The sequence below is a fragment of the Synechococcus sp. RedBA-s genome, assembly GCF_024345495.1.
Classification (GTDB): domain Bacteria; phylum Cyanobacteriota; class Cyanobacteriia; order PCC-6307; family Cyanobiaceae; genus Regnicoccus_A.
This window is the reverse complement of the sequence record NZ_JAGQBF010000021.1, coordinates 37,179-51,645: the sequence shown is the minus strand read 5'-3', so window position 1 is coordinate 51,645 and position 14,467 is coordinate 37,179. Positions and strand designations below refer to the sequence as shown.

Sequence of the window (14,467 nt, the reverse complement as noted above, 5' to 3'; positions counted from 1 at the left end):
CGGAACAGCAGGTTGGAGTGGAGCTGCTCCAGCAGCAGCCTCTCGGAGCGGATCCCATAGAACGCCTGAGCAGCGAGGCCAGCAGCAGTTGCTCCGGTGGAACCGATGGTCGTCCTTCTGAGGCGTACAGCCTGCAGAAGGTGGGATTGAGCCGATCAAGAGCCTGGTCCGCCAACTTGCGGATCCGCCGTAGCGGATGGCTGGTGGGGATCCGCTCCTCGATCGAGACGTAGGAGAACAAGGAGCCGCTGCGCTCCTGTTGGCCTCGCATCAACGTCTGTGCAGTTGATCCATTTTCGCAGAGCTGGCCGAGTTTTTCAGCGAACTCGTAGCAGGCTTTTCAGCTCGGGGATCCAGCAGGAACTCCGTGCGCCCATCGCTCAGATCATCTCGTCTCTAGCAGTACAAACATGCTAGAGCTCAGTTAGCGCAGATCTGCCCTGGCAAGCCAGATTGTGCACCAGCAGGGTCGCGGGGTGAATCCGGAAAACCCTTGCTGTGACAGAGAAAAAAGAATGGAGCCAAGCGGATTCGAACCGCTGACCCCCTGCATGCCATGCAGGTGCTCTACCAGCTGAGCTATGGCCCCATGTGTTGACCAAACAAACCGAACGCTGGACGATCGGCCGGGCCCTGGAGCCCTTGTTTTGACGCTTGATGAGCTTACAGCCCAGCGGTTCAGCGGTTCACACCTGGCGCCAGACCGCCACCATGCGGCCCTGGACGGTGACCTGCTCGGCCTCCAGCTCGATCGGGGCGTAGGCGGAGTTGGCGGCCTCCAGGCGCACCTTGCCGCCCTGGCAGCTGAAGTGCTTCAAGGTGGTGCCGCTGCCGGCCACATGGGCGGCCACGATCGTTCCGGGCCGCAGGCAGGAGGGATCGCTCACTGGCTCCATCAGCACGATGTCGCCATCGTCGATGTGGGCCTCCACCATGCTGTCGCCGTTCACGGTGAGGGCGAACAGACCGCGGGTGTCCAGCAGTGGCGCTAGATCGAGGCGCTCGCGCACGTCGTCGAAGGATTCGATCAGGCCGCCGGCCGCCACCGAGCCCAGCACGGGAATCCCCCCGGCGGCTTCGGCCCCCAGCACCTGCAGGGTGCGGGCCTGACCCTCCTGCCAGGTGATCCAGCCCTTCTGCTGCAGGTGCCGCAACCGGCTCTGGATCGGCGCGGGCGAACGCAGACCCATCGCCTCCATCATCTGGCGGATCGAGGGGCTGTGCCGGTGCTGCTGGATGTACTGCGCCAGCCAGTCGTAGAGCTGCTGCTGGGCGCTGGTGAGGTCGTGGCCGCTGGGGGCGGCTGGCCTGGAGGAGACGATCACAGGCAGTACGCATGAACCATGACCCCAGTGTTCCTGCAGTCGTGCCGGTTGTCTACCCCTGGTGCGCGGCTGGGCGCTTCAGAGGCAGGGCGTGGCGGGATCTGCCAGCAGGGCCGCCAGCAGGGCCTGCTGCACATGCAGGCGGTTCTCGGCCTGATCGAACACCCGGCTGGCGCTGCCTTCAATCACGCCGGCGCTGATCTCCTCGCCGCGGTGGGCCGGCAGGCAGTGCAGAACGATGGCGCGGGGATCGGCCTCGGCCAGTAGCGCCTCATCGACGCAGAAGCCCGCAAAGGCCTGCAGCCGTTGCTGCTGCTCCTGCTCCTGGCCCATCGAGGCCCAGACATCTGTGTAGAGCACCTCGGCGTCGCGCACCGCCGGCACCGGTTGATGCAGCACTGACACCGTGGCGACGCGGCCCGCCAGCGCCTGGGCCTGGGCGAGCACGGCGGGATCGGGGGCAAAGCCCTCGGGGCAGGCCACGCGCACGTTCATGCCCAGCAGGGCGCCGCAGAGCATCAGCGAGTGGGCCATGTTGTTGCCATCACCCACGTAGGCCAGGGTGAGGCCCTTGAGGGAGCCGAAGCTTTCGCGGATGGTGAGCACATCGGCGAGGGCCTGGCAGGGATGCTCCAGGTCGGTGAGGGCATTGATCACCGGAATCGAGGCCCAGTGCGCGTACTCCACCAGCTCCTGCTGCTCGAAGGTGCGGATCGCCAGGGCATCCACGTAGCGGCTGAGCACCCGGGCGGTGTCGGCCACCGGTTCGCCGCGACCCACCTGGGTGACGGAGGGGTTGAGATCGAGCACCTGGCCGCCCAGGCGGCCCATGGCCACGGAAAAGCTGACGCGGGTACGGGTGGAGGCCTTGGTGAAGATCAGCCCCAGCGCCTGGCCACTCAGATCCAGGCGCTGGGCGCCGCTCTTGAAATCTGACGCCAGGTCCAGCAGTGCCAGGGTCTGCTCAGCGCCAAGATCCGCTGAAGACAGCAGGTCCCGGCCGCGCAGGTCAGCAAGACCGGGATAACGCTGGCTGAAGTGCGGGCCCATGACCCCATTTCAAAGAACCCTTATCGGGGACAACGTGCCCCCGCGTCAAGGGGCGGCTCAGACGGGAGAGAGCACCGCTTCGCTGGGAAGGGTGCTGGAGGCCAGCAGATCTTTGAGTTCATCACCTTCGATCACCTCCTTGTCGAGGATCTTGCCGGCGATGTCTTCGAGCAGAGCGCGGTTGCCGTGCAGGATTGCCAGGGCACGGTTGTGGGCCCGGTCCACCAGGCCGCGCACCTCCTTGTCGATGGCCTGAGCGGTGGCATCGCTGACCGAGCGGCGTGGGTTGTTGCCGCCGCCCAGGAAGCGATTGCCCCCCTGCTTGTCGTAGGCCAGCGGACCGAGGGTGTCACTCATGCCGTAGGTGCCGACCATCTGCTCGGCGATGTCGGTGGCCCGTTGCAGGTCATTGGAGGCCCCGGTGGTGACCTCACCGAAGACGACCTCCTCGGCGCTGCGGCCCCCCAGCAGGGTGGCGATCTGGCCTTCGAGGTCTTCCTTAGAGTTCAAGAAGCGCTCCTCAGTAGGCAACTGCAGGGTGTAGCCCAAGGCGCTCATGCCCCGGGGCACGATCGAAATCTTGGCCACCTTGCTGCCGCCTGGCATCAGGTGTCCCACGATCGCGTGACCCACCTCGTGGTAGGCCACGACGCGCTTTTCGTCGTCCTGGAGCACGCGGCTCTTCTTCTCAAGACCTGCCACCACGCGCTCGATCGCCTCGTTGAGGTCGGCTTGCTCCACTTCGGTGCGGTAGGCCCGGGCCGCCAGCAGGGCCGCCTCGTTCACCAGGTTGGCCAGGTCGGCGCCGGCGAAACCACTGGTGGCCTGGGCGATCTTGTCGATGTCGATGCTGGCGGCCAGCTTCACTTTCTTGGCGTAGATGTCGAGGATCTTCTTGCGGCCCGAGAGGTCGGGGCGATCCACCAGCACCTGGCGGTCGAAGCGGCCGGGCCGCAGCAGGGCGGCATCGAGGGTTTCGGGCTGGTTGGTGGCGGCCAGCACGATCACCGGTTTGTCCTGGCCGGTGAAACCGTCCATCTCGGTGAGCAGCTGGTTGAGGGTCTGCTCCCGCTCGTCGTTGCCGCCCACCACGCCCATCGAGCCGGAGCGGCTCTTGCCGATCGCATCGAGTTCGTCGATGAAGATGATGCAGGGAGCTTTTTTCTTGGCCTCTTCGAACAGATCGCGGACGCGGGCGGCGCCGGCTCCGACGAACAGCTCCACGAACTCCGAGCCGGAGATGATGAAGAAGGGCACGCTGGCTTCACCGGCCACGGCCTTGGCCAGCAGGGTCTTGCCCGTTCCAGGAGGACCCACCAGCAGCACGCCCTTGGGGATGCGTGCACCGATGGCGGCGTAGCGCTCGGGGGTTTTGAGGAAATCGACGATCTCGTTGAGTTCGGTCTTGGCCTCATCCACGCCAGCCACGTCGGCGAAGGTGACGCGCGATTCCTCATCGGGCACGTAGACCTTGGCCTTGGATTTGGTGAAGCTCAGCGCGCCTTGGGCGCCGCCACCACCCATGGCCCGGCGAGCGAAGAACTGGAGCACCACGATGAAGATCAGCGGTGGCACCACCCAGCTCAGGAGCGTGGTGAAGAAGTTGGGACGCTTCGGCGGTGCTGCGGCGAATTCCACCCCCTTCTGCTCCAGGCGCTGGGGCAGCTCCATGTCGAAGATTGGCGTGGTGGCGAGCACCGAGGGGGCACCCTCCTCGGCGTCGGTGATCTCGTAGCGGATCTGATCCTGGGTGATGTAGGCCCGCTTCACGTGGCCATCATTGACCTGATCGATGAAGAGGGAGTAAGGCACCCGGGGCACCTGGGCGCCCTGATTGGGCAGGAAGTTGCTCAGCAGCAGCAGCACCCCGAAGCCGATCAGCACCAGGTTGATGATTCCGAAGCGCCTGTTCGGGCGGTTGTCGTCCTGGCGTAGAGCCATGGTTGCGGGCGCGGCAATGACGCCAAACTAGGCGGCGCGCTTCTGGTGGTGACCCGCGGCGCGGGGGTGAGAACCGAACGTCACCTCATCCCTAGCCTGGATTTCACCCCACTCCTGGTCGCCATGTGTGGTCGCTTCTGCCTCACCACCGAGCTGGATCAGCTCCTGCCGAGGCTGGGGGGGCGCCTGCCGGCGGAGCTGGAGCGCCACTACGCCCCCCGCCCCCTGATCCAGCCCGGGCAGCCGGTGCTGGCCCTCTGCCAGGAGCACGGGCAGATCGCCAGCGCCCTGATGCTCTGGGGTCTGCTGCCGGAGTGGGCTAAGGATCCCCTCAATGCGCCGCGGCCATTCAATGCCCGCAGCGAAACTGTCGCGGAGAAGGCCTCCTTTCGTGGCGCCTGGCGCCACCGCCGCTGCCTCCTCCCTGCCGATGGCTTCCTGGAGAAGGGCTGGCTGATTCGCCGGCTCGATCGCCAACCGTTCTGGCTGGCCGGGATCTGGGACCGCTGGATCGGTCCCGATGGCAGCGAACTGGAGAGCTGCTGCGTGCTCACCACCAGCCCCAACGCCCTGGTGAAACCCCTGCACCAGCGCATGCCGGTGCTGCTCCCCGATGGCCTCGAGCAGGCCTGGCTGGCCCCGGCCGATGGGGCCGGCCTTCGGGCCCTGGAGCCGCTGCTCTCGGGCTGGGATCCCAGCGGCTGGGAGGCGCTGCCGCCGCAGCGGTCCCGGGAGCAGCTCTCTCTCTTCGCCTGAACGGCTGGCCCCTGCTCGTGCTCACCACTCTGTTCGTGGGTTGGAGCGTGCTGCGTCTGGCGGGATTTCTGGCGGAAGAACAGCAGGTGAACGGGAGGGTACTGATGGGGGCTGCCTCGGGATATCTGCTGTTGGGCCTGACTGCCGGCCTGTTGTTCACGGGTCTGGAGACGATCCAGCCCGGTAGTTTCTCCAGCCTGCAGGACCCTGGCGCCTGAATCCGCCGGCGGGCCTCCACCTGGGTTAGTACGGAAGTCAGTTGAATCCTCTTCCGTGGGCCTGCATCACCTGGACGCCTTCCTGCTCCATGCCCGCAGTTCGGCTTCGCTGCAGGAGCGCCTGCAGCAGCCCCTCGATCTGGAGGCCTTCCTGCAATTGGCCCGCCAGGAGGGATTCCCCGTTGAGGAGGGCGACGTGCTCGCCGCCCAGCAGCGGGAGGAGGGCCAGCTGAGCGATGAGGAGCTGCAACAACGGGCCGGCATCGAAGCCAGGCGGCTGCGCACGTTCATCCCCGGCTGAGCCGCCAGCGCGGAGTTCAGTCCGGCGATCAGCGCAATCGCTCCTGCCCGTGGCCGAAGGGAGCACGGCTGGGCTGAGGCTGCTCGCTCAGCCAGGCCAGCAGTGCGCTCAGTCCCAGCAACAACGCCACTGGCAGCAGCCAGCTGCGGCTTTGGCCCCGGCGGCCATCTCGGCGGCCACCTCCCAGCAGGGCCAGGCGGCGAAAACCACCGGCGCTGGGGGTGGCGCCTGCACCCAGGGGCAGGCTGCAGCGGCCGCAGACCATTCGACCGGCGAGGCTGCGGTCGCGGCGAACTTCCCAGCTTCCGCAGCGCGGGCATGACATCAGCCCCTCATTTCCTGGTCATTCCTGCCGGTTCCCGGTAGATGGCCAGAGCGGCGAGCACCCCGCCGGAGAAGCCGCTCACGTGACCGATCCAGCTCACACCCGCTGGAGTGAAGAAGGGCAGCAGGCCGGGCAGGAAACCGCCGTAGCTCATCAGGCTGAACAGCGAGAGCAGCAGGGGCAGCGGGCGCCGCTCCAGGAAGCCGATCACCATCAGGTAGCCCACCAGAGCGAAGACCACGCCTGAAAGCCCATGGCTGCCATTGCTTGAGAACAGCCAGACCGGGACTGCCATCACATACACCCCCACCCACACGGCCAGGTAGTCGTGCCAGCTCTTGAGCAGCACCAGCCAGGAGAGCGGCAGGAACCAGAGGCTGTTGCCGAGCAGGTGGCCCAGGTCGGCGTGGCTGAACGGGGCGGTGAGCACCCCGAGGAATGAGCCCCCCGGCAGCATTGGCAGATTCCAGTTCCCAGCGAAGACGATCTGATCGACCAGCTCCTGACCCCAGGCCACGGAGAGAATCAGCAGGGGAATCACGGCGGTGCCGCCGAGCCGGCTCAGGAGGCGATCCAGGCCACGGCGCTGCCGAACGGGTGAGGGGTTGGCCATGCTGACCATTGTTATGGCCAGGGCCATCAAATGGGGATCAGCCAGCCGTCGAGCGACCGCCAGCCGGACCGGGTCTGTGACTATCCGCGACCACCGGCGCTGGTGCCCTCGGAGGCCTGGATTCAGGTGCGGGCCCTGGGGGAGCTGCTGGCGGACACCCGTCGCTCACTGATGGTTCTTGAAACCTTTCATCCGCCCACCCCATACCTGCCCCCGGAGGATCTGCGCCTGGAGCTGCTGCAGCCCGCCGCCGGGCGCAGCTTCTGTGAATGGAAGGGCCTGGCTCGCTACTACGACGTGGTGGTGGGAGAGCGCCGCCTGGAGCGGGCTGTGTGGTCGTACCCCCAACCCACGCCCGCTTTTGCCGCCATCTCCGGCTGGTTCGCTGTCTATCCGGCCCTGATGGACGGCTGCTGGCTGGACGGGGAAGTGGTGATTCCCCAGCCCGGCGGCTTCTACGGAGGTTGGATCACCTCACAGGTGGAGGGCCCTTTCAAAGGGGATCCTGCCCACTCCGAGTTGATCTGAGTCGGGCCGAAATCAGCCTGAAGCTCAGGCTGCGGCTGCTGGCGGCACACGGCAGCCGATCTGGATGCGACCGGAGTCGAGCAGGCGGCCCAGCTTCAGGGCTGTGGCCTCCTCCTGACGGTTGAAGGCCTTTTGCTGGGCGGTGACCCAGTTAATCTCCCCCACCGTGATCACACCGGTGCTGAGGCTTTCGAGGAACAGTTCACCCATGCCCATGAGGGGTCCAGCGAAGTTGTTCCATCGAAGCTATCTGTGTTGTCGGCTTCAGCCTTGGGATGCCACAGCTTTTTTAAGGGCCGAGCCCCAGGGGATGGGCGAAAGGGTTTCGCTCTCCCGGTTCCAGAGCACGTACTTGAAGCAGCGCGGGATGTCGGCGATGGTCAGGCGCGTGGCCCCTGTCAGCAGGGCGGCATTGCGCTCCTGGCAGGCCCGAAGGTGGTAGTTGGGGATGCGCTCGCAGAGGTGATGGATGTTGTGGCAGCCGATGTCGGCGGTGAACCAGTTGAAGATTCCGGGCAGCACCAGCAGGCTGGTGCCGGCGATCGCGCCCTCGAGCGGGTCCCAGCCTTCGCTGCGGTGGGCGTAGGAGCCCTCGAAGTTGTGCTGAACGAAAAAGATGCAGATGAACAGGGCGGCCGAGGCTGCCATCACGAGCGAGTAAAGGCTCCAGAACAGGCCGGCGCCGATCCAGCGGGAGAGCAGCACCCAGCTGGCCACCACGCAGATGTTGTTGAGCAGCAGGTCGATGAATTCAGCGCCGCTATACCAGTGCTTCGACTGGAAGGAGCCCACCAGCTGGGGAATGGGGGTTCTCCAGTTGGCCCGCAGAGTGCTGGCGGCATGACCGAGGAACTGAATCGATCCCAGCAGCAGCGCCAGCCTGGGCTTGATCACCAGGTAGAAGAAGCCGCCCGGGAAGAGCATCAGCGGATGGCGCAGCAGGCGGTAGAACCACTGGGAGGTGGGGCCCAGCTGCTGGTACTGCTCCACGCTGATCAGAGCCGAGGGGCCCCGGTAGAGATCCCAGTTGCCGTTGTGCTTGTGGTGATAGGCATGACCCTGCGACCAGGGGTATTGGGGAATGGCGTTGACCACGCCCAGCAGGAAGCCCGCCGCCCTGTTCAGCCGTTTCGAGCTGAACAGGGAGTAATGGCCGCAGTCGTGCATTAGCGAGAAGCAGCGGCCCGAGAGCAGCACCAGCAGCACCAGCAGCGGCGGAGTGAGCCAGAGCGACTGCCGGGCCACAGCCACCGTGACGGCCCAGAGCAGCAGATAGGCCCCCACCGTGCTCAGGATCTGCCAGCTGGCCAGGCGATCGTCGCTGGCCATGAAGGGCTTCAGGACGAAATCGCCGTAGCGCAGTCCGCCTGCGGGCCCATTGGACCGGGGCTCGGGGTGCGGACTCTCGAGCAGAGCGGAGGCGTGCAGAGTGCTTGTCCCAATTGGATTCGACTGTAGGTAGGGGGCAGAGGGTCCCAGTGCCACTCCCTTAAGTCATTCCGCTCTTTTCGGCCGATTTCGTCACGTCTCAGGAAGTCCGCTGGTCCGTCAACTCCATTCGGGTGCATGGTTGGCACCAGCACCGCGTCTGATCAAGACCCATGAACGACCCCAACGGCTCGGCCTGGCAGCGGCTGAGCCACTCCGCCCTACTGCGCTTCCTGTTGCTGCTGGCTTGCGGCTGGGCGGTGGTGCAGCTGATCGACTACTTCCGAGCAGTGCTCACCGTGTTCATCGCGGCGGCGGTGCTGGCGGTGCTGCTTGATTATCCGGTGCGGCGGCTGGTGCGCCTGGGTTGTGGACGGGGCCTGGCGATCCTGATCACCGTGCTGGCCGGCCTGGCTGTGGCCAGCCTGTTCGTGGCGGTGCTCGGTTTCCAGTTGATCAACCAGGGCAGCAGCCTGCTCAATGATCTGGTGCTGGGATTGCAGCGTCCGGATCTGCCCTTTCACAGTTATCTGAAAACGATCGAGATCTCGAAGGTGCTTGAGCTACTGCGCGCCAGCCTCGGCACCGGCCTCGGGGTGATCGGCGGTGCCTTCACCAACGTCTTCGGTGGGGTGTTTCTACTTGTGATCGTGGTGTACATGCTGATCGACAACGGGGCCACCTGGAGCCAGGCCCTGCGCCTGCTGCCTGAAGACGTGCGTGGCCGCTTCGATCGCAGCGTCCAGAAGAACGTGCTGGGTTTCCTGCGCGGCCAGATCACGCTGATGATCTTTCTGAGCATCAGCAGTTTCCTGGTCTTCGCGTTGCTGGGGGTCAAGTTCTCGCTGGTGCTGGCGATCGTGGTGGGGGTGCTGGATGCCATCCCTGGCATCGGCGCCACCCTTGGTGTGATCGTTGCCTCAGGCCTGGTGTTTCTGACCCAGGGCCAGTGGCTGGCCCTGCAGGTGGTGATCGCCTCGGTGGTGCTGCAGCAGATCCAGGACAACGTGATCCACCCACGGGTGATGGGCCGGGCCCTGGAGATCCGGCCGGTGGTGCTGTTCTTCGCTCTGTTCGTGGGCGAGCGGCTGGCGGGGCTGCTGGGGGTGTTCCTGGCGATTCCAATCACCGGCATGATCCTGGGCTGGGGCAAGGAAGAGGGCGACGAGGCTGGTGAGGCCAGCCCGCCGCTCCTGGCGGAGGCCCCCCAGCAGCCAGCCGCGCCCTAGTGCAAGGACTACAAGCATCGGGTCCTACCCGCGATCTCCCTGTCCGTGCCCAGCTTTGATCGCCGCGCCACCCTGCTGGAGCACAGTGCCGGCCTCTGGGAGGGCACCTTCATCCGCCTGGATGGCCAGGGACTGGAGAGCGAGCGCTTCGGCACTCTGCTGGAGGTGCAGGACATCGGCGGCCAGATCGAAGCTGCCCTCACCTATCTGAACACCGGCAAGGGGGCCACGATGCGCTTCGCCGAGCTGCCGGAGCTGATGGCGATCAGTCCGGAAGGGCACTGGAGCCTCGGCCCCGACAGGACCGGTCCCTGGCCCGCCGTGATGGAGCTCTGCCTGGTGGATGGCGACCGCCGCCGCCGCCTGGTGGTGCGCCACAGCGCCGAGCGGCTCGAGAGCGTGGTGCTGGTGGTGGAAGCCCGCCCCGGGGTGGTGGACCCGCCTCCAGCGGCGCTCCTGCGGGCCAGGCTGCTGCCGGATGGTGATGGCTCAGGCCGCGGCTGCTGGCAGCTCAGCGACAACCTCAGCCTCAGCACCGCCCTGGAGCGCCGCTCCGGCCAGCCCCTGGCGGTGAAACTGTGCTGGCAGCCGCAAACTGGGCGGCAGCTGGTGCTGGAGCGGGCCTATGGCGCCCATGGCCTGCCCCAGGCGCAGCCGTCGCTGGTGTGAGGCAGGCTCAGCCCACCTTCACGCCCTTCCAGAAGGCCACCCGGCCCTTGATCTCACTGGCAGCCTGCTTGGGCTCGGGGTAGTACCAGGCGGCGTTGGCGTTCACCTGATCCCCCACCACCACGTCGTAGTAGTGGGCTTCCCCCTTCCAGCCACACACACTGCGGTGCGATGAAGGCCGCAGGTGCTCACTGATCAGCGCTTCAGCCGGGAAGTAGGCGTTGCCCTCCAACTTGACGATGTCGTCACTGGTGGCGATCACGGCGTCGTTCCAGCGGGCTTCCATGATGGTGGGGCGGAGGGTCCTTCATCCTGCAGCCCCACGGATGCGGGTTTGGCGCTCAGCCGGCTGACGCTCCCCGAGCACCGCCTTCAGCCCTGCAGGGCTTCGGCTCCCGCGATCAGCCGCTCTCGGGTGGCGGCATAGATGGATTCGGCTTCTTCGGGGCTGCGGCCGATGCAGGTCATGCCCAGCTTGCCGAATTCCGAGAGGCAGCCCAGCAGGTGGAACACGCTGCCGTGCAGGGCGGCGGGATCGAAGTGCAGGCCGGCGGCGGCCACGATATCGATCAGGTCCACTGGCAGCAGGCCCCGCAGCCTCGGGTCGCAGAGGTTGTCAGTGGCGGCGTAGAACAGCGACTGGCCGGTGGGCGAGCGGAACAGGCCGCTGCTGGCATCGATGTGGCCGTTGGTGGCATAGCGCAGGGCCATGTAGGGGTGGGTGGTGCCGCCCTTGCGCAGGTTCACCTCGATCGCCTGCAGATCCCACTGATCCCCGAAGCGACGCGCCACGAAATCGACCGCGTAGCGTTCCAGGGCCCCTTCGGCCGCCAGGGCCTGGCCCACCGCCAGCCCGTGGCGCATCAGCTCGGCCCGGTAGGCCCCATCGGCGGGGAAGTGGCAGCCCAGGTAGGTCTGGGAGCTGACGCCCCCCAGCACCTGCTCGTGGGTGGAGAGCACCTCCACCGCCCCGCCCGGGTGGATCATCCCCTGCACGCTCGGTGAGGCCAGTGCCTCGCCCCCCTGCAGCCAGGCCTCCACCAGGGCCCCCTGCTGCTGCAGCAACTGGCGCCATTGGGGGGGTGGCATCGCCAGAGTTTCCAGCGCCTGCCGCAGTCGCCCTCGGCGCTCGCGGCCGCTCAGACCATCCAGTTGCAGGGGCGTGAGTTCCAGGGGGGCGTTGCCTTCACCGCTGAAGCCCTGGTCCAGCTTCACTACCACCCGGCTCAGCTCGGGGTGCGCTTCCCAGAGCTCGGCGCTGGCCTCCGCGAGCGCGTCGAGGTCGTAGATGAGGGGGCTGCCGGGGGGATGGGGCACGGCGCAGCGGCGGAAGAGCTCGCGGCTACCGGCCTTGCCGCCCCAGTGGCTCAGGGCCGGATCGGTGCCCAGCAGTGGCACCTGCAGCCGCTCTGACAGCAGCTTTTCCTGCTCGGTCACGTTGAAGCAGGTCATGAAGCTGCGCCCGGGCCGCAGGCGCTCGCGGATGCGCGCCAGCAGTGCCGGCCGCTCCAGCAGCTTCTCAGTCAGCGGCCGGGCGGAGGAGTCGTCGGTGTCGAACAGGTGCAGGCGCCGGCGGGCGTGAGAGGCGGGTACCCCCGGCAGCAGCTCCAGCACCGCATCCACCACCAATTCAGGCAATAACTTGCTGGTGAGGTACACCGCCCGCACACCGGGATCGCGCAGGCGGATCAGCGAGAACAGCTGACGTTCCTCGTAGTGGTGAGCGCCTGTGACCAGCGCCATCTGGTGATGGTCAAGACTCAGCGACGGCACCACCAGCAAATCCCAGCCCTCGCCCGTGCCCTCGCGACCACGGATCTGATCGCTGTCGGGGTGGAACTCTCCCCATTCCGGCCGCAGCAGAGACTGGAGTTCGGCGAAGCTGAGGGGCATGGCGGGCTCAGGTCTGGATGAGGGTCTGGGTCGGGAAGGACATCGCGGCCTGATGCTTCTCCACCACCTCACCGATGCGCAGCAGCAGCTCCTGCTGCAGGTCCCAGGCGGTCGTGATCTCGCCGCTGGCCACATAACAGAGCAGCCGCAGGTTCAGCCTTGATTCGCCATAACCCACGAAATGCACCGCCGGGGCCTTCTGGTGATCAACCAGTGGGTGCGCCTTGAGCAGCTCCCGCAGCTCGGAGATGATCGGCTCGATCGCGGCCCGGTCGTCGTAGCGGAGGCCGAAGTCGATCCAGACCCGGCGGCTGTCGATCCGGGCGATGTTGACGATCGGCTTGATAGTAAAGATCGAGTTGGGAATGAAGATCGGCTGCCGCTCCGGATCCCGTAGCTCGCTGTAGAACCAGCTGATCGCCTGCACCGTGCCGTTGAGATCTTCTGAGGGAATCCGGATGGAATCCCCCACCACGAAGGGCCGGTTGATGTAGAGGCTGATGCCACTCAGTCCGTTCTCCACGATCGTGCGGGCCCCGAAGCCCAGGGCCGCGGCACCGAAGCCGCCGGCGGTGGCGATCAGGGCGGTGGGGGTGCCCAGCAGCCGCAGCAGTTCCATGCCGATGATCACCACCACCAGCACCGTGAACAGCTTGTCGCTGAGATCGAAGAGGAACAGCCGCTCCCGATGGGGCAGTTTCGGGAACACCTGCTGCGAGTAGCTGTCGGCCTGACGCCAGATCTCACCCTTCCAGCGCAGCAGGGTCCAGATCAGACCGATGAAGATCAGCTCATCACGCACCTCGGCGCCGCCCCTCGGCAGGGGCAGCACGTCAGGGCCCAGCAGGGTCAGTAGCCACCAGGCGCCGAAGCTCACCAGGATCGTGACCGTGAGGCTGAGGCGGCTGCGCAGCACCAGGACGCGCCCCAGCGACCCAGCGGTCAGCCGGCGGCCCAGGAGCTGGAGCACCAGCCCGACCGTTGCCGCCAGCAGACCCCCCACCAGGGGAATGGACAGGCGCAGGGCGGAGAAATCGAGCATGACCGAATTTAAGGACGGCCTGCCCAGACCCTTCTGCCCCTTCAGTCGCTCGGTGCGCTCAGCTCCCAGATCAGATCGTCGCCGGAGCGGCTCAGGGCCTGCTCCAGCCAGGGGGGCGCCATCGCCATCGAGCTCAGCTGCAGGTCGCCCACGGGCGTGCGGGCGGCGACGCCCCCCAGCAGCTTCGGGGCCATCACCGCTGAGAGGCGCTGAACGCAGCCCTGCCGCAGGGCCGTCGCCGCCAGGGCCGGACCGCATTCCCACAGCACCTGATTGCAACCGCGCAGTGCCAGGGCCTCCATCAGCTCCAGCGGTTCGCAGCGCTTCAGCTCAAGCCGCTCCACCCCCAGCCCATCCAGCCGCCGCCGTTCCTGCTGGGGCGCTTCGGGACCATGGGCCACCAGGGTGGGCGCTGCGGCCTGGTCCCAGAGCCGGGCGTGCTGGGGCAGTTCCAGAGTGCGGCTGATCACCACCCGCAGGGGCTCTATCGCCCGCTGGCCCCGGCTGGTGAGCAGGGGGTCATCGGCGCGCAGGGTCCCGCCCCCCACGATCACCGCGTCGCAGCGGGCCCGCAGCCGGTGCACCCAGTCCCTCGAGGCAGGAGCACTGATCCACTGGCTGGCTCCGTTGGGTAGGGCTGTGCGTCCATCCACGCTCATCGCCCATTTGAGAAGGCCCAGGGGCCGGCCCGTGCGCAGCCGATGGCAAAACGAGGCATTGAGGCGTTCAGCTTCCATCTGGCGCACCCCCAGCAGCACCTCAGCTCCGGCCTGGCGCAGCGCCTTGATGCCCGAACCCGCCACCCGCGGATCGGGGTCCTCCATCGCCACGATCACCTGACGGATCCCGGCGGCGATCACGGCTTCGCTGCAGGGGGGCGTGCGGCCGTGGTGGCAACAGGGCTCCAGGGTCACCACCAGGGTGCCCCCCCGGGCCCGCTCTCCCGCCTGGGCCAGAGCCCCCACCTCCGCATGGGGCCGGCCGGCGGCGGCGTGGAAGCCCTCCCCCACCAGCAGGCCGCTGGCATCGAGCACCAGCGCTCCCACCAGGGGGTTGGGGCTGGTGCGCCCCATCGCCAGGGCGGCCAGATCCAGGGCCCGGTCCATCCAGGGGCTCCAGGGGCTGGGGGAGGGAGAAGGAGCCTGGACG

Annotated in this window: 17 protein-coding genes, 1 tRNA gene and 1 pseudogene; 6 read left to right on the top strand and 13 right to left on the bottom strand. The window is 66.9% G+C overall.

What is annotated here, in order from left to right:
• The 5 genes and pseudogenes from KBY67_RS10140 to ftsH form a co-directional block, all read right to left on the bottom strand.
• Positions 1–271: pseudogene (locus tag KBY67_RS10140) on the bottom strand (transposase); the annotation flags it as partial.
• A gap of 245 nt (positions 272–516) precedes the next feature.
• Positions 517–589, bottom strand: a tRNA-Ala gene (locus tag KBY67_RS10135).
• A gap of 97 nt (positions 590–686) precedes the next feature.
• Complete coding sequence (gene lexA / locus KBY67_RS10130) at positions 687–1,325, bottom strand: transcriptional repressor LexA (protein ID WP_255110902.1); 639 nt, start codon at positions 1,323–1,325, stop codon at positions 687–689.
• A 78-nt stretch (positions 1,326–1,403) separates the two neighbouring features.
• The gene (argF, locus tag KBY67_RS10125) at positions 1,404–2,375 is read right to left on the bottom strand and encodes an ornithine carbamoyltransferase (protein WP_255110901.1); all 972 of its coding nucleotides are present in this window, start codon (positions 2,373–2,375) and stop codon (positions 1,404–1,406) included.
• Between the two features lie 57 nt (positions 2,376–2,432).
• Positions 2,433–4,316, bottom strand: a complete 1,884-nt coding sequence (gene ftsH, locus KBY67_RS10120) for an ATP-dependent zinc metalloprotease FtsH (protein ID WP_255110900.1) — start codon at positions 4,314–4,316, stop codon at positions 2,433–2,435.
• A gap of 123 nt (positions 4,317–4,439) precedes the next feature.
• On the opposite strand from ftsH, the gene KBY67_RS10115 reads away from it, so the two are divergent.
• Genes KBY67_RS10115 through KBY67_RS10105 form a run of 3 tightly spaced genes read left to right on the top strand, consistent with a single transcriptional unit; the run spans position 4,440 to position 5,591 of the window.
• A complete protein-coding gene (locus tag KBY67_RS10115) occupies positions 4,440–5,072 on the top strand; it encodes an SOS response-associated peptidase (protein WP_255110899.1) in 633 nt (210 codons plus the stop codon).
• Between the two features lie 17 nt (positions 5,073–5,089).
• Complete coding sequence (locus KBY67_RS10110; protein ID WP_255110898.1) at positions 5,090–5,290, top strand: hypothetical protein; 201 nt, start codon at positions 5,090–5,092, stop codon at positions 5,288–5,290.
• A gap of 55 nt (positions 5,291–5,345) precedes the next feature.
• On the top strand, positions 5,346–5,591 hold the full coding sequence (locus KBY67_RS10105) for a Nif11-like leader peptide family RiPP precursor (protein ID WP_006171849.1): 246 nt from the start codon (positions 5,346–5,348) through the stop codon (positions 5,589–5,591).
• A 28-nt stretch (positions 5,592–5,619) separates the two neighbouring features.
• Here the strand turns inward: KBY67_RS10105 and KBY67_RS10100 are convergent, their stop codons facing one another.
• Both KBY67_RS10100 and KBY67_RS10095 read right to left on the bottom strand, forming a co-directional pair.
• Positions 5,620–5,916 carry a hypothetical protein gene (locus tag KBY67_RS10100; RefSeq protein WP_255110897.1) on the bottom strand — a complete coding sequence of 99 codons (297 nt, stop codon included), beginning with the start codon at positions 5,914–5,916 and terminating at the stop codon, positions 5,620–5,622.
• A gap of 7 nt (positions 5,917–5,923) precedes the next feature.
• A complete protein-coding gene (locus KBY67_RS10095; RefSeq protein WP_255110896.1) occupies positions 5,924–6,556 on the bottom strand; it encodes a rhomboid family intramembrane serine protease in 633 nt (210 codons plus the stop codon).
• A gap of 3 nt (positions 6,557–6,559) precedes the next feature.
• Here KBY67_RS10095 and KBY67_RS10090 point away from each other — a divergent pair, with 3 nt between their 5' ends.
• Positions 6,560–7,057, top strand: coding sequence for a DUF427 domain-containing protein (locus KBY67_RS10090; protein WP_255110895.1), 498 nt, complete (start codon positions 6,560–6,562; stop codon positions 7,055–7,057).
• A 24-nt stretch (positions 7,058–7,081) separates the two neighbouring features.
• Here the strand turns inward: KBY67_RS10090 and KBY67_RS10085 are convergent, their stop codons facing one another.
• Positions 7,082–7,267: a hypothetical protein gene (locus KBY67_RS10085; protein ID WP_315855577.1), complete on the bottom strand. Its 186-nt coding sequence runs from the start codon at positions 7,265–7,267 to the stop codon at positions 7,082–7,084.
• A gap of 54 nt (positions 7,268–7,321) precedes the next feature.
• Complete coding sequence (locus KBY67_RS10080) at positions 7,322–8,386, bottom strand: fatty acid desaturase (protein WP_255110893.1); 1,065 nt, start codon at positions 8,384–8,386, stop codon at positions 7,322–7,324.
• Between the two features lie 272 nt (positions 8,387–8,658).
• Between KBY67_RS10080 and KBY67_RS10075 the strand changes: the two genes are divergently transcribed.
• Both KBY67_RS10075 and KBY67_RS10070 read left to right on the top strand, forming a co-directional pair.
• Positions 8,659–9,714 carry an AI-2E family transporter gene (locus tag KBY67_RS10075; protein WP_255110892.1) on the top strand — a complete coding sequence of 352 codons (1,056 nt, stop codon included), beginning with the start codon at positions 8,659–8,661 and terminating at the stop codon, positions 9,712–9,714.
• Positions 9,715–9,759: 45 nt separating this feature from the next.
• The gene (locus tag KBY67_RS10070; protein ID WP_255110891.1) at positions 9,760–10,383 is read left to right on the top strand and encodes a DUF3598 family protein; all 624 of its coding nucleotides are present in this window, start codon (positions 9,760–9,762) and stop codon (positions 10,381–10,383) included.
• Between the two features lie 7 nt (positions 10,384–10,390).
• Here KBY67_RS10070 and KBY67_RS10065 read toward each other — a convergent pair whose 3' ends face one another.
• The 4 genes from KBY67_RS10065 to ribD form a co-directional block, all read right to left on the bottom strand.
• Positions 10,391–10,669 (bottom strand): DUF427 domain-containing protein, encoded by a 279-nt coding sequence (locus KBY67_RS10065; RefSeq protein ID WP_255110890.1) that lies wholly within the window; start codon positions 10,667–10,669, stop codon positions 10,391–10,393.
• Between the two features lie 86 nt (positions 10,670–10,755).
• Complete coding sequence (locus KBY67_RS10060) at positions 10,756–12,276, bottom strand: peptide ligase PGM1-related protein (RefSeq protein ID WP_255110889.1); 1,521 nt, start codon at positions 12,274–12,276, stop codon at positions 10,756–10,758.
• Positions 12,277–12,283: 7 nt separating this feature from the next.
• Positions 12,284–13,318 (bottom strand): mechanosensitive ion channel family protein, encoded by a 1,035-nt coding sequence (locus KBY67_RS10055; RefSeq protein WP_255110888.1) that lies wholly within the window; start codon positions 13,316–13,318, stop codon positions 12,284–12,286.
• A 41-nt stretch (positions 13,319–13,359) separates the two neighbouring features.
• Positions 13,360–14,424 (bottom strand): bifunctional diaminohydroxyphosphoribosylaminopyrimidine deaminase/5-amino-6-(5-phosphoribosylamino)uracil reductase RibD, encoded by a 1,065-nt coding sequence (gene ribD, locus KBY67_RS10050; RefSeq protein ID WP_255110909.1) that lies wholly within the window; start codon positions 14,422–14,424, stop codon positions 13,360–13,362.
• Between the last annotated feature and the right edge of the window lie 43 nt (positions 14,425–14,467).